Source organism: Pseudoalteromonas sp. NFXS53, from assembly GCF_056629255.1.
Genome location: NZ_JBWVBR010000025.1, coordinates 24,932 through 39,388, shown reverse-complemented (window position 1 = coordinate 39,388; position 14,457 = coordinate 24,932). Strand labels below are relative to the sequence as shown.

Genomic DNA, 14,457 nt, shown 5'->3' with positions numbered 1-14,457 from the left:
GCACAAGGAGACACCGCAATGTTAAGTTGGCTCAAGCGTGGATTATCTGGGTTGTTGATCCTCATTTTAATTCTTACCGCAGGTTTATATGGCTTGTTATCGCTCAGCCTACCGGCATTAGACGGTAAAGGCTCTTCTGATGCTATTTCTAAGCCCGTCACACTGGCAAGAGATACATTGGGGCAAGCAGTCATCACTGCGAAAACCCGGCAAGATGCCGCTTATGCGTTGGGTTTTGCTCATGGTCAAGATCGCTTCTTCCAAATGGATTTATTACGCCGCAACGCTGCGGGAGAGTTAAGTGAGTTATTTGGCAAAGGCGCGCTCGAACTTGATAAGAAAATGCGCTTTCACCAGTTGCGTGCTCGCAGCCAAGAAACTCTTAAATTATTACCCGAAGCTGATCAGCAACTACTGGCATCTTACACGCAAGGGGTTAACGAAGGTAGAAGTCAAGCAGGCATAGCTAGCTTTGAATACCTATTAAGTGGCGCAGAGGCAAAACCTTGGTTAAGCGAAGATAGCTTGCTGGTGATCTTTAGCATGTATCTCGATTTACAAGCTGGCACCTATTTTAGAGATGAAGCATTAATTCATTTAGATAAGCTGTACGGTGAGCAAATGCGCGAGTTCATCTTGCAGCCGAGTCAGTACCAGGCGGCACTCGATGGCTCAAAACTGCCACAAGGGCGAGTTGCTATTCCTGAGCCGATTAGCCGTGAAGCAATATCACAAGTAACCCATATTAAAGAGCAAGACCACTATGGCAGTAACAACTGGGCGGTAACCGGCACGTTAACCAAAACCGGAAAAGCCATGCTGTCAGATGACATGCATTTGGGTTTGAATGTGCCATCAATTTGGTATCGCGCGCAATTAAACTACCGTCACCAAGGCGAAAAATACCAGGTCACCGGGGTGACGTTACCGGGCACGCCAGCCGTTGTAGTTGGTAGTAATGATCATATTGCATGGGGCTTCACCAACGGTTATTTAGATACCGCGGATTGGGTAGCCCTAACAGAGCAAGACAAAACATGGCAAGTAAACGAGCGTATTGCATTACCAAACGGTGAGCATGCGGTGTATGAGCTGACCATGTCTGATTACGGCCCGGTGAAAGACATTCAGGGTGAGCAATATGCATTAAGCTGGGTGGCGCACCAGTCTTATGCAGTAAACTTAGAGTTACTTAGGTTTGAACGCACGAAATCGGTTGAAGAAGCCGTCGCACTGGCCCCGCATGTGGGTATTCCAGTACAAAATTTAATGGTGGTAGACGACCAAGGTAATGCTGCGTGGAAACCAATGGGTGCAGTTCCTGCTAGAACGAACCCAGCAGACATAGCACAACCAAGTGAGCACTACGCCAAGCTTTGGCAATTTAATGAAGTGCAGCGCCCACAAGTAGTGAATCCGCAAAGTGGTAAACTTTGGACGGGTAACGCTCGTGTGGTCTCGGCTGTTGCCCATCAGCGTTTTGGTGATGGCGGTTATGCTTTGGGTGCGCGTTCAGCGCAGATCAGAGATCGATTATTAGAGAAGTCACAATTTAGTGAAAAAGATTTTTATACCATTCAGCTCGATAATGAAGCGCGTTTCTTAACGCCATGGCATAAGCAATTATCGGCGTTACTACGACAAGACACCGAAACTCAGTTTAAGTATCAAATTGACTTAAGCTGGCTAGATGATTGGCAGCAATGCGCGTGTGCTGAGTCAGTGGGCTACACCTTAGTGCGCTATTATCGCGATAGCCTCATTGATACTGTGTTTGTGTCGGTTGAGCGTAACATGAAAAAGTCAGGTAGCAGTTTAAGCGCATTGAAAAATTATTTAGAACCGGCGCTTTGGCAATTGAGCAATGCCCAACCAGAATCTTGGTTACATGGGCATGATAACTGGCAAGCGCTGCAACTGGCAGCTTACGAACAAGCCAAGCAAAAGTTGGCCGCAGAGTTTGGACCAAATATGGCCGCATGGAAATGGGGTGAAGTGAATGCATTACAAATTCAACATCCGTTTAGCAAGCAACTGCCGATATTGAGTCACTTCTTAAATATGCCCAAATACGACGGCTTTGGCGATAGCTATATGCCTGCGGTCCAGCGACCTGAATTTGGTGCGTCACAGCGTTTTATTGTGCAACCGGGTGAGTTAGAAAAAGCCATTATGACTGTGGCTGGTGGACAAAGTGGTCACCCACTTTCACCTTTCTATCGCAGTGGCTTTGATGAGTATGCAGATGGCGATAATACGCCGTTATTGCCACAAGTTTTAACTCATGAAATCACGTTCACACCACAGCCATAAACAGTGAGGGGTTATATTTTTATCTCTTTATTGTGTTATAAATAGGCACAGTACTGGACGAAAATTAAAAAAGGTGAAGCATGGAACACAATAACTTACCTGACATCAGCACCAACTTTTTTAAGAAAAAGGGCTTGTTTGGTGGTGCAGCGGCGGCAATCGGTTTGCTGATTGTTGCGAATGGTGCGTTTTATACCGTTGACGAAGGGCATGTGGGTATTATCAAACGCTTTGGTGAAGCGACCGAGCAAGTTAACCCGGGTCTGCACACTAAGGTACCCATTGTCGATAGTGTTGAGATGTTGGAGATCCGTACACGCAAAAATGTCGAGAAATTACGTGCCGCGACTCATGAACAAATGCCAGTAACTGCAGAGGTATCAATTAACTGGACGGTGATCCGTGCAGAAGCGTTCGACTTATTTAAAAGTTATGGTGGCTTAACGCAATTTGAGAACCGTATTCTCGACCCTAAACTTCGCTCAGCAACGAAAGATGCTTTAGCACGCTATAAAGCCGAAGAGCTTATTCAAAATCGCTCTCAGGTCATTGCTCGTATCGAAGAGTTACTACTGGAAGAAATGAAAGACTATCCGGTGAAATTAGACTCGGCGCAAATCGAAAACTTAGAGCTTCCGCAAAAGTACATTCAGTCTATTGAAACCAAGCAAACAGAAAAGAACCTTGCGGCAGCCGAAAAGCACCGTTTAGAGCGTCAAAAGTTAGAAGCGCAGCGTGAAGTGAATACGGCACTGGCACAACGTGATGCGGCCAAAGCAAAAGCGGACGGCCAAGCATACGCAATTAAAGTAGAAGCCCAAGCCGAAGCTGAAGCCATTAAATTAAAAGGTTTAGCAGAAGCCGAGGCAATACTGAAAAAAGCTGAAGCGATTAAGAATAACGCAACCCTAGTTGATTATATGCGTGCCCAGCAATGGAATGGCCAGATGCCAACAACCATGATGGGCGAAGGGCAAAGCGTGCTTTGGAATATGAATAAGAAGAACTAACTCTTTTTGTGTATTAGCAAAGTAAAAGGCTCATCATGGATGAGCCTTTTTACGTTTATAAATAAAAGTTTGGTTAAGTCATCATCACCAAGATAGCCGCAACGGCGATTAAGCCTAGCCCAAGTCCATCGCGTTTTTTTACCGGTTCTTTTAACCAGAAAATCGACAGTAAGATGGTAAAGAACACTTCAACTTGCCCAAGGGTTTTGACATAAGCAACGTGTTGTAAGCTCATGGCACTAAACCAACCAATTGAGCCAATACAGCTAGTAAAACTGATCGCACAAGTCAGCGGTTTATGAGTGAGTAAAGTGCGCCAAGTGTGTGATTCTTTAATGCTGATATACGCTGATAGCATCATAGTTTGTGTAAGTAATACAAAGAGTAATACCCAAGCGGCACTATGTGGAAAAGGTAACCCTGATGCGATACTCGCTTCTCGTACCCAAAGAGAAGTAAGCGCAAATGCGGTGCCTGAGGTTAAGCCAATGAGTGCCGTTTTTGGGTTGAGGTTTTTTAAGGTAAAACCGCTCAGAAGTAGTACTGCGACACCACCGATTGCAACACCTAACCAGCCTAATAACGATAAAGTAGAGCCAAAGAACAACATGCCCAAAATGGCGGCGACTAAGGCTTCACTTTTAGCTAGTCCTGCGCCGACGGCGTAATTATTTTGCTTAAAGAGCACCACCATGAGCGCAGTAGCGGCAATTTGCATAACACTGGCTGCAAATACATAAAATAAGAAGCTGCTATTGGGTGATAGTGCTTCAGCAGGCTGCCATTGGTAAAGGCCAAATAAGTAGAGGGCCGCGAGTGGGCTGGCGAGTAAAAAGCGGGCGAGGGTGACACCTGCGACACTTGCATGGTTACTCAGCTTGCTTTGCAAGGCGTTACGCCATGCTTGAGAGAAGGCGGCTAACAGTGTGAAAGCGATCCAGGTCATAGGATACCAATTTGTTATTGTTAAATGATTTATCTAGTGAGCAAGGCTGCCCACCCACGTCGTCTAAAACTGCTTATATTTGACAACACTATATCGTAATAACCTCCTTGTTTTGTCAGCATGTTTGAATAATGAATATTTATCACAATCATTGATCACGAATTGCAGGTTTTAGGCATTTATTTTTATTATCTAAAGCATTATCTGAAAATATACAGCTTAGAAAGGGCAAAATTGAATAGAGGCTTTTGAAGCTTCAATGGCAACCACCTAAGCTGCGACAATCTGTCGCAGTGTGTTTTTTATTTTTGTGCGTATACTCGGTATCAGATGCTACAAAATAATTCGCCACCTGCTTTTTAGGTGGCTTTTTTTTGTCTGCAGTTTTGTGCTAGCGTGTTGTTTTGAGTTCAAAATATTTTGACTGTGAATATTGTCAGTTTGGAGTAAATAAAATGACCACGCTACTCGTTTGTGCTTTTATCGCCATGTTACTGCCTTATTTGGCAAAAGCCCCTGTCGCTATCGCGATGAATCGATTAGGCGGTTACGATAATCGACACCCAAGAGCGCAACAAACGCAGCTTACTGGCTTTGGTGCACGCGCTTTAGCTGCCCATCAAAATAGCTTTGAAGCATTAACTGTATTTGCAGTTGCATTAGCTGTGGTGTTGGGTACAAATACCATAAACGAGACCACACAAACCTTGGCTGTCACCCACATTATTGCCCGTGTTGCCTATTGCGTATGTTATTACCTTGACTGGCATATCGCCCGTTCATCTGTGTGGCTGGTGGGGTTAGTCAGCGCCTTGGCGATGGTCGTGGTGTGCTTATAAAAAACACTAGAGCAACTCATCTAAGGTGATGGCTTGGTAAGTGTTTTCGCTTACTTCATTTGGATTTAACACATAGTTGGCAATGCGCACTCGGTATAAATCTATCACCTTATAACCACAATATTTGGCCATTTTTCTGATCTGTCGATTTAGCCCTTGCTTGAGAATGATTTTAAAGCGGGTCTTATCAACCAGAGACACTTCACAGGGCAAAGTGATTTGACCATCAACAGGCACGCCCGCTGCCATTTTTGCACAGAAATCAGCATCAAGGGGCTTATCGACTTCGACTAGGTATTCTTTCTCTTGATGGTGATCTGGGTGGATTAACTGTTGGCATAATTCGCCATCGTTTGTTAGTAGTAACAAACCTCGAGAGTCTTTGTCTAAGCGGCCAATTGGGTAAACACGCTCACCTTGCGGTAAGTGATGAATAAGGCTGCTTGGATCATCAAGCTTTAGCTTACAGTCTATCCCAACAGGTTTATGGTAAGCGTAGAGCACCTTTTTGGCAGGTCCTTCAAGCTTCACGCCCTGCACTATGATCTCATCAAGTTCATCAACGTGATCGATGTGATTTGCAGGTCGGCCATTCACCGTCACTTCACCCAAGTCAATTAAGCGGGAAGCCTGACGGCGGGAGCAAACTCCCGCATGACCAATGTATTTTGCAAGGCGTGTTTTAGACATTGGGTTGTTTATTTATTGATATGTGCACGAATAATCTCAGCAATCGCTTTGGCAAACCCGCGTTCATAGTGGATCCCCATGGCTTTTAAGCGCTTATTTTCAAGAGCACAGTTATACGGGCGTGGTGTACCATCGTTGGGTTGGCCCAGTGGCTCCAATAAACTGCGGTCATAGCCAAGTGCATCGGCTATCAAACACGCCATTTGGTATTTAGTCATTTTCTGAGTGCCAGAAATATGGAAAATACCGCCTAATTTGTCAGCTTGTTGGACTAAGTCACGAATACTCATGGCGATATCGGCTACATGAGTTGGGTAGCGGATCGCCCAGTTGTCGTGACTTGAAGGCGCAGTGGCACTGAGTTGTTGTGCAAGCGTGGTGACAGCTGACTCGCCTAAATGCGTAACATCACCGTATAAAACCGGCACACGGATCACGCTATGAGTTTTCGCAACCGCTAACACGGCTTGCTCCGCTTGTTGCTTGCTTTGTCCATAGAGGTTTAGAGGATTCGGTGCGGCATTTTCTAAATAGGGGGCATCTTGGCCGTCGAACACATAGTCGGTACTAATTAAAATCAATTTGGCACCGATGGCTTCACACTGTTCAGCTAAAAATTTTGAAGCGGCGACATTCAGGGCAATGGCTTGCTCTGGCTTGTTGCTGCAAATATCTGGGTTGCGCTCAGCGGCGGCATGGATCACGACTTGTGGTTTATGCTCTGTTAAGCTGTTTGCAACTGCATCTTGGTCGTGTAGGTCTAATTTGATGATGTTGCCTTCAGCACGGTTAAAGCCTGTGCCAATTACATTAAAGCGGCTGTTCAACTCTGAGAATAAAGCGCGTCCCAAAAGGCCTGTAGCGCCTGTTATCATTATTTTGGTCTGAGACATTAAAAAGTCCTGTTAATTTACTAAAAGCTTTAACTGCATAATGTCAGTTATTTCAATATCAGCAAGCCCTTTGTAGTTGTATACACAATCTTGGTTATCGAGCCAAACACTATAACATCCTGCATTATTCGCCCCCTGTACGTCGGTATCAAGGCTATCGCCGATATGCAGAATATCACTTGGGTTAACTTCTAACAGTGCACAGGCTTTATCAAATAATGCGCGACTCGGTTTAGCTTCACCGTGAGGGCCGGCCTGCAACACCAGATCAAATTCGCCTTTTAAGTTAAATTTGCCGACTTCAACGTTGCCGTTGGTAATGGCGATGAGGGTATATTTCTCACGTAATTGCGCTAGTAGCTCAAGTACATCATCGCTCACCACAATATTGCTACGCGCATCGGCGAATGCCCTGTACGCTGCGTTTGCATATTCTTGGGCTTGCCTGTCAGAAAAACCTAATTGTGCAAAGCCATACCTTAATGCAACCTGACGCCATTTAGTCACATCACTCTGAAGTTCAGGCTGTGTTTCACCAATATGGTTGCGACACTCACGCCAATAATCGGGGCCTTTAGCATGCCACTGCTCAATTGTGGCAAGATAATCAAACTGTGCCTGTAGCGCAGCTTTGATTATCGGATGATTGTTATAAAGGGTGTCGTCTAGGTCAAAGCTTAAAACTTTAACGGGCGTGATAGCTCGGTTGAATCGCATTAAATGGCTCCTTTAAGGTTATGCGCATTATACGTAAATGAGTGGCTATTTGGATTTTTTCGCTCTCGGGTGTGCTTTGTCGTACACCTTGGCCAGATGTTGAAAGTCGACATGGGTATAGACTTGGGTTGCTGACAAACTACTGTGTCCGAGCATTTCTTGCACGGCGCGCAGATCACCACTTGATTCCAGCATATGACTGGCAAATGAGTGACGCAGTTTGTGTGGGTGCACTGGGGTACTAATGCCTTGTTTTAGGCCCCAGTCTTTCATACGCTCATGAACATGTCGGGTTGAGATACGGCGCTTTTGTTTGCTAACAAATAACGCGGGGTCGCCTTCAATGGCAAATTGTGGGCGCAGCTTTAACCATGCCTCTAATGCGGCGAGGGCTTTACTGCCAACTGGGACTACGCGCTCTTTACTGCCTTTACCCAGTACCCGAATTTCCCCTTCGCGAATATCATTTAAGTTGGCATTCACTAGCTCACTAACACGCAAACCACTTGAATACATTAACTCCATCATGGCTTTGTCGCGCACGGCTAGGGCATCGTCTTCGGGCAATTCTAATAACTGCGCCATTTGGTCGACATCGAGATTCTTTGGCAATGGTTTTTGAAACTTAGGGCCTTTAATACCTTCTCCGGGGTTGATTAAAGTCTGGTGGTGTTGATGTTTGGCTTTTAAAAATTTATACAGACTGCGAATGCAGCTAAGCTTCAAATTAATACTACGAGGATTGTACTGCTTGCTGCGCAGTTGCATGCTAAAACGTCGAATATGGTCGGGGGATACACCTAGCCAATCATGGCAGTCTTGCTGAAAGACCAAAGCGGCTTGTATAAGTTGGCGCTTATACTGTCCTAAAGTGTGTTCTGAGTATTGCTTTTCATGACGTAAATAAGCCATAAATGCATCGATTGGCTGAGAAAATTCGTCTTTAAGTTCACTTTCAGAGGCATTGAACTGACTATTCACAACGGGCTATCCAAGAGCTGCTATTCTCAGTTTTAAGCCTGCTAAAAACTCTTGCATCAACAAGTCGTCGTTATTAGGGCAAAAATGCGCAGGGTTGTCACTGGCAAAAGCCAATACCGCATCACTGTCGTCAAGTTGATACAGTGCCACAGAGCCAGTGCTCGGGGCTTTATCCCAGACGCTATCTAATTGCTTCGGCGTGCGACCTAAGTATTGGGCCTTATCCTCAAGAGTGGTGTTTAGGGCTTGGGTTACTTGTTTGGGCTGAAAGAGCAGCTCTGTCGCTGAAATATTAGGTGTATTGGCAAACGCTGTTTGGATCACTTTAGAGATTTCATTCAAGGAGTTAGCCTGCCAAATCTGGCGCTGGCAATCGCTCAGTGTTTTGAATATCTGTTCATTGCTGTGTGCAATTTTAGCCATTCCAGAGAGCTGCTGTTTTAATGCTTGGTTTTGCTCTCTTAATAAACGCAACTGTTGCAGGGCTAAATTCGGTAAGCTTTGGCTTTTGCTGAACAATTCTAATTCGAGTAACACATAAGGGTGATGCTGAAAAAAGTCGGGGTTGCGTTTTAAGTAGTCGCAGACTTGTTGTTCTTGATCTGTTTGCTTCATGTTAATTACTCCGACTTTTTATTGTGAGCGCGCTACAAAGCTGATTCTTTATAAAGAAATTTGCCCATCGAATACGTGCTCTGCAGGGCCTGTCATACGTACTGGGTTACCTTCACCTTGCCAACGTATTTGTAATGAACCGCCAGGTAAATCTACTCGCACTGTACTGGCTAACTTCTTTTGCATTATACCCACAGCAACTGCAGCACAAGCACCGCTGCCACAAGCGAGTGTTTCGGCAGCGCCGCGCTCCCAGACTCTCAGTTTTATGTGTTCAGGGTTGATGATCTGCATAAAACCCACATTGGCACGCTCAGGAAAGCGTTCGTGGTTTTCAAGTAAAGGGCCTAAGGTCTCGACTTCAGCGGTATGCACGTCATCGACTTCTAATACACAATGGGGGTTGCCCATAGACACTACGCCACAAAAAACCGTGCTTTCACCTGCGCGAAGAATATAAGTGAGCTCTGGCTTTTTCGCTTTAAATGGCACACTGCTCGGCGCAAAGTGCGGATTGCCCATGTTCACTGTGACTTGGCCGTCTTTTTCTGTGTACAGGGTAATGTTGCCACCCTTAGTAGACACTGCGACTTTATGTTTGTTGGTGAGACCCTTCATGCGCACAAAGCGTGCAAAACAGCGTGCACCATTGCCACATTGTTCCACTTCGGTGCCATCAGAATTAAAAATACGATAATGAAAATCGAGATCGGGTGAATAAGGCGCTTCAACCATGAGTAGTTGATCAAAACCCACACCGAAATTGCGGTCAGCAAGTTTCTTGATTTGGTCGCGTGATAAAAATACATTTTGAGTGACGTTATCAACGACCATAAAGTCATTACCCAAACCGTGCATTTTAGAAAAATTTACAAACATAATGTCTTAATGTAACTCCAAGCTGCTACTACTTTGCCATGGCAATTATCAAAAGCCCAGTGATATCCACTGGGCTTGGTACGGGAAAGCGCTTAATTAAGGCAGTAATTGCTCGCCTTGCCAAAGAGAAGTGAGCGTCTCGCGTTGGCGAACCAAATGACTCTCATCGCCATCTACCATGACTTCAGCGGCACGAGGGCGCGAGTTGTAGTTTGAGCTCATGGTAAAGCCATAGGCACCGGCACTGCGCTGTGCAAGTAAATCGCCTGCTTGAATGGCAAGGGGTCTATCTTTACCTAAGAAGTCACCGGTTTCACACACTGGGCCTACTACGTCATAATTTTGTGTTGGTGTGCCATCAGCGCGCGGTGCAACAGCAATGATGTTTTGCCATGCTTGATATAAAGACGGACGGAGCATGTCGTTCATACCCGCATCAACAATCGCGAAGTGTTTGTCTTTAGTTGGCTTAATATACTCAACTTTGGTCACTAGAATACCGGCATTGGCAGCAATAGCGCGACCTGGCTCAAAGACGAGTTCTAGGTGAGGGTAGTTTACTAGCTTAGCTTTCACTTCTGCGGCATAGGCACTTGGGTGAGGTGGCTTTTCACTGTCGTAAGGCACGCCCAGACCACCACCAATGTCTAAATGTTCAAGTTCGATACCTGCGGCTTTTAGCTTATCGACCAAAGCCAATACTTTGTCTAGTGCGGCTAAGAATGGCGCGACTTCGGTCAGCTGCGAGCCAATATGAAAATCAACACCGACCACGTCAATGCCTGGCAATGCATAGGCTTTTTGATAAATATCGAAGGCCTGATTGATGTCGATACCAAACTTGTTTTCTTTTAACCCAGTAGAAATGTAAGGATGGGTTTTAGCATCAATATCTGGATTCACACGAATAGACACGCGTGCTGTTTTATTCAGCTCGCTAGCAACATGACTGATACGCTCAAGCTCGGCTTCAGACTCAACGTTAAAACATTTGATGTTTTGCACTAGAGCAAAAGCAATTTCTTGTGCAGTTTTTGCAACACCAGAGAAAACCACTTTGCTGGCATCACCGCCGGCTTGCAAAACTCGCGCAAGCTCGCCTTGCGAGACAATATCAAAGCCAGCACCTTGTTTGGCCAAGATATTTAACACAGCCAGATTCGAGTTTGCTTTAACTGCATAGCAGACTAAATGCGGATGACCGTCAGCGGCATCAGTAAATGCATGATAGTGACGCTCTAAGGTTTTGCGAGAATAGACATAACAGGGTGTACCGTATTGCTCGGCGATATCTGCCACCGAAACCCCTTCAGCAAACAGCTGATTATTTTTGTATTCGAAAAAATCCATCTTACTTTTCCTCTTGCTGTTGTTTCTGTTGGTCTTGCTTTGGTTGTTTACTCGCAGGTGTTTGGTTATCTTGTTGCTGTTGCTCTGGTAAATAGAGCACGCCACTTTGGCCACAACCAGTCACGAATAAGCTGGTAAAGATGACCAAAAATAATAAGCTTGTGAATGAGGGGTTCGCTTTCATTAGATTAATGATGTCAGTGCCTTTATAATCGCAGAGTAACAGAATTCATAGAAAATGCAGCTATTGGGGCTGTGAAATTTCGTCATAACTTATACAACCGTGCTTATTGAAGGATGCCGTGATGACCGATCATGAATACCACGAACTTGCCGACGCGTTAATGTTAACCATTGAAGAGCAAATTGATGACTGTGATGTTGATTTAGACTATGAGTCTCAATCGGGCATTTTAGAGATCATCTTCCCTGATAAGAGTAAGATCATCATCAACAAACAAGCACCACTTCATCAAGTATGGGTTGCCACTAAATTCAATGGTCACCATTTTGAGCTACAAGGCGAACAGTGGATCGACAACCGCTCGGGTGCAGAATTCTGGCAATTTATGAGCGAAGCGGCGACCAAGCAAGCTGGTGCACCTATTGAGTGGCAGCACGACTAATGCTTGAATTTGTAGAATACCCAGCACAAAGCACGCATAAAGCGTCGATCATTTGGTTACATGGCCTTGGCGATTCAGGTAACGGCTTCTTACCGATAGCTCCTGAACTAGGTTTACCTGCAGATCTTGGCGTACGGTTTATTTTTCCTCACGCACCAGAGCAACCGGTCACCATAAATGGTGGCATGGTGATGCGCGCATGGTATGACATCAAGTCTTTTGATCTAGATAAAAGAGCCGATGAAACAGGTGTGAGAGACTCTTCAGCTCAAGTTGAAGTTTTAATTCAAGCCGAGTTAGACAAAGGTATACCTGCCGATAAAATCATCTTGGCTGGTTTCTCTCAAGGTGGGGTGATAGCCTTGCATTTGGCACCGCGTCTTCAGCAAAAACTCGCTGGTGTGATGGCGTTATCGACTTATATGTGCGCGCCGCAAAAGTTGGCAGACGAGGCTGTGCAAGCCGAGTTAGATATTTTCATGGCGCATGGGTCGCAAGATCCTGTTGTGCCTATGATGGCGGGTCGCCAAGCATTTGATACGCTCACCACGCAGGGTTACTCGGTATCATGGCAAGATTACCCAATGGCACATCAGGTATGTGCTGAAGAGCTAACAGCAATTCGCACTTGGTTGCTTGAAAAACTGGCTTAATTAAACGGAGCAAAATATGTCACAGAAGATTGTCATAAAAACCAGTGTGAGTAAGGCACCTGCCCAGCCGCAAGCTGTGTATTATCAGTGGCATTGGCGACGCATTTTTATGGCAGCAAGCATGTTAATGCTGACCGCTGTGGCTATCGTGTATGGCTTAATGAATTCAGTAAATGCCGATGAAGTGCAAAATATTGAAATGGTTGAGCCAAACACAGTCGTTATTTCAGAGCCAGAACTTGTTACAGATACTGCACAGCAAGAGTTAGATAACGGCGTTGCAGCTATACCTGAGCCTGAAACCGAGGTGATCGCCGAAGAAGCCATTACTCCTGTGCAAACTGCTGCAGCAGAGCTTGAGCTTCAAGAGTCGGTGCAAAATGCCGCAGCTGTTAATAACCAAGCTGGTGTGGAAAAAGCCAGCGTAGCTTTAACTGAGCAAACAGACGCAGTGCACACCCTTGATAGCGAGTCTGAGCTTGCGCAAGTGACTGATGAAATCAGCGTTGAGAAAGAAACTGTTGAGGCGGCAACTACTTCACCTGAGGCTGAGCAAGATGCAGAAACGTCATCAAAACAGTTTTCAGACAACGCGAAAGTGACTTCAGTGGCGTTAGGTGCACAAATTGATGTGCAATTTATTAGCCGTGCTGTACTGACTACAGGCATCAGTGAGCGTGAGCCAGTTGATGTGTTAAAAGAGTCGATTGAGCAAACCGAGTTTCAAGAAAAACTATTTTTCTTCACAGAGGTGCGCAAGCTAAAAGGTCAAACTATTAGCCATTTATGGTTTCATCAAGATCAGTTAATGGCAGAAATCCCATTGACGATCAGCGCAGACCGCTACCGTACTTATTCAAGCAAAAACATCATGCCAAGCCAAACAGGTCAATGGCGTGTTGAAGCCGTAACTGAGCAAGGCGAGTTACTGGCACAAAAAACTTTTCGAATTATTCCATCGGCGCTTTAATCGCGTCCAACAGGCAAAAGCATGACAGAACAAGCAAATATTTTACGTATCGCAACCCGCAAAAGCGCACTGGCACTGTGGCAGGCAGAATTTGTGAAAGCCGAACTTGAGCGTTTTCACTCAGACCTTACCGTTGAGCTGGTGCCAATGTCGACCCAGGGTGACATTATTCTAGATACACCACTGGCAAAAATCGGTGGTAAAGGGTTATTCGTAAAAGAGCTTGAACAAGCCATGTTAGATGGCCGCGCTGATATCGCGGTGCACTCAATGAAAGATGTGCCGGTTGAGTTCCCTGAAGGGTTAGAGCTTAACACCATTTGTGAGCGTGAAGATCCGCGCGATGCGTTTGTATCAAACAAATACAAAAGCTTAGATGAGCTACCGCAAGGCGCAGTAGTCGGTACTTCGAGTCTACGTCGCCAATGTCAAGTACGTGCATTACGCCCAGATTTAGACATTCGTGACTTACGCGGTAATGTAAATACCCGTTTAGCTAAGCTAGATAATGGCGATTACGATGCGATTATTTTAGCTGCTGCTGGTCTACTGCGTTTAGAAATGCCTGAGCGCATTGCTGACTTCATCGAGCCAGAAACATCATTACCAGCCAATGGCCAAGGTGCCGTGGGTATCGAGTGTCGCAGTGATGACGAACGAGTAAAAGCATTGCTTGCACCGTTAGAGCACACTGAAACACGTATTCGTGTACTTGCAGAGCGTGCTATGAACCGTCGTTTAGAAGGAGGTTGTCAGGTGCCAATCGGTGCTTATGCTCTAGTAAATGGTGAGCAAGTACATATTCGTGGCCTTGTTGGGGCAGTTGATGGCTCTGAGATTTTACGCGATGAAGTGTCAGGTTCAGTTGAGAACGCTGAGCAGTTAGGCGTTCAGCTTGCCGAGCAGCTATTAGCGCAAGGTGCTGACAAAATTCTAGCTGAAGTTTATAGAGACGCGTAATAAGGTTAAATCTAG

At 45.5% G+C, this 14,457-nt stretch carries 16 protein-coding genes; 7 read left to right on the top strand and 9 right to left on the bottom strand.

The features are described from left to right. The first annotated feature begins 18 nt into the window (after positions 1 to 18). Both AC1HJP_RS19710 and AC1HJP_RS19705 read left to right on the top strand, forming a co-directional pair. On the top strand, positions 19 to 2,313 hold the full coding sequence (locus AC1HJP_RS19710; protein WP_480363232.1) for a penicillin acylase family protein: 2,295 nt from the start codon (positions 19 to 21) through the stop codon (positions 2,311 to 2,313). Between the two features lie 80 nt (positions 2,314 to 2,393). Next, positions 2,394 to 3,323, top strand: coding sequence for an SPFH domain-containing protein (locus AC1HJP_RS19705; RefSeq protein WP_349285321.1), 930 nt, complete (start codon positions 2,394 to 2,396; stop codon positions 3,321 to 3,323). 73 nt (positions 3,324 to 3,396) lie between these two features. Here the strand turns inward: AC1HJP_RS19705 and AC1HJP_RS19700 are convergent, their stop codons facing one another. Next, positions 3,397 to 4,269, bottom strand: coding sequence for an EamA family transporter (locus AC1HJP_RS19700; RefSeq protein WP_480363231.1), 873 nt, complete (start codon positions 4,267 to 4,269; stop codon positions 3,397 to 3,399). Between the two features lie 455 nt (positions 4,270 to 4,724). Here AC1HJP_RS19700 and AC1HJP_RS19695 point away from each other — a divergent pair, with 455 nt between their 5' ends. Then, a complete protein-coding gene (locus AC1HJP_RS19695) occupies positions 4,725 to 5,108 on the top strand; it encodes an MAPEG family protein (RefSeq protein WP_480363230.1) in 384 nt (127 codons plus the stop codon). 6 nt (positions 5,109 to 5,114) lie between these two features. On the opposite strand, the gene AC1HJP_RS19690 is transcribed toward AC1HJP_RS19695, so the two are convergent. The 8 genes from AC1HJP_RS19690 to lptM form a co-directional block, all read right to left on the bottom strand. Further along, on the bottom strand, positions 5,115 to 5,798 hold the full coding sequence (locus AC1HJP_RS19690) for a pseudouridine synthase (protein WP_480363229.1): 684 nt from the start codon (positions 5,796 to 5,798) through the stop codon (positions 5,115 to 5,117). Positions 5,799 to 5,806: 8 nt separating this feature from the next. Next, complete coding sequence (locus AC1HJP_RS19685) at positions 5,807 to 6,691, bottom strand: dTDP-4-dehydrorhamnose reductase family protein (RefSeq protein WP_480363228.1); 885 nt, start codon at positions 6,689 to 6,691, stop codon at positions 5,807 to 5,809. Between the two features lie 12 nt (positions 6,692 to 6,703). Beyond that, positions 6,704 to 7,408: an HAD-IA family hydrolase gene (locus AC1HJP_RS19680; protein ID WP_480363227.1), complete on the bottom strand. Its 705-nt coding sequence runs from the start codon at positions 7,406 to 7,408 to the stop codon at positions 6,704 to 6,706. 45 nt (positions 7,409 to 7,453) lie between these two features. Next, complete coding sequence (gene xerC / locus AC1HJP_RS19675) at positions 7,454 to 8,320, bottom strand: tyrosine recombinase XerC (RefSeq protein ID WP_404395131.1); 867 nt, start codon at positions 8,318 to 8,320, stop codon at positions 7,454 to 7,456. A 75-nt stretch (positions 8,321 to 8,395) separates the two neighbouring features. After that, positions 8,396 to 9,004: a DUF484 family protein gene (locus AC1HJP_RS19670; protein WP_480363226.1), complete on the bottom strand. Its 609-nt coding sequence runs from the start codon at positions 9,002 to 9,004 to the stop codon at positions 8,396 to 8,398. 48 nt (positions 9,005 to 9,052) lie between these two features. Next, the gene (gene dapF, locus AC1HJP_RS19665) at positions 9,053 to 9,883 is read right to left on the bottom strand and encodes a diaminopimelate epimerase (RefSeq protein WP_480363225.1); all 831 of its coding nucleotides are present in this window, start codon (positions 9,881 to 9,883) and stop codon (positions 9,053 to 9,055) included. Between the two features lie 96 nt (positions 9,884 to 9,979). Beyond that, positions 9,980 to 11,233, bottom strand: a complete 1,254-nt coding sequence (gene lysA / locus AC1HJP_RS19660; protein ID WP_480363224.1) for a diaminopimelate decarboxylase — start codon at positions 11,231 to 11,233, stop codon at positions 9,980 to 9,982. A gap of 1 nt (position 11,234) precedes the next feature. After that, positions 11,235 to 11,417, bottom strand: coding sequence for an LPS translocon maturation chaperone LptM (gene lptM, locus AC1HJP_RS19655; RefSeq protein ID WP_138568812.1), 183 nt, complete (start codon positions 11,415 to 11,417; stop codon positions 11,235 to 11,237). Between the two features lie 121 nt (positions 11,418 to 11,538). On the opposite strand from lptM, the gene cyaY reads away from it, so the two are divergent. Genes cyaY through hemC form a run of 4 tightly spaced genes read left to right on the top strand, consistent with a single transcriptional unit; the run spans position 11,539 to position 14,442 of the window. Further along, the gene (gene cyaY / locus AC1HJP_RS19650; protein WP_058028361.1) at positions 11,539 to 11,859 is read left to right on the top strand and encodes an iron donor protein CyaY; all 321 of its coding nucleotides are present in this window, start codon (positions 11,539 to 11,541) and stop codon (positions 11,857 to 11,859) included. Continuing rightward, positions 11,859 to 12,512: an alpha/beta hydrolase gene (locus tag AC1HJP_RS19645; RefSeq protein ID WP_480363223.1), complete on the top strand. Its 654-nt coding sequence runs from the start codon at positions 11,859 to 11,861 to the stop codon at positions 12,510 to 12,512. The genes cyaY and AC1HJP_RS19645 overlap by 1 nt, the downstream gene beginning before the upstream one ends. A 16-nt stretch (positions 12,513 to 12,528) precedes the next feature. Then, positions 12,529 to 13,482, top strand: coding sequence for a DUF2914 domain-containing protein (locus tag AC1HJP_RS19640; protein ID WP_480363222.1), 954 nt, complete (start codon positions 12,529 to 12,531; stop codon positions 13,480 to 13,482). A gap of 21 nt (positions 13,483 to 13,503) precedes the next feature. Beyond that, entirely contained in the window at positions 13,504 to 14,442 is a 939-nt protein-coding gene (hemC, locus tag AC1HJP_RS19635; protein ID WP_058028367.1) for a hydroxymethylbilane synthase, read from the top strand. The last annotated feature ends 15 nt before the right edge of the window (positions 14,443 to 14,457 follow it).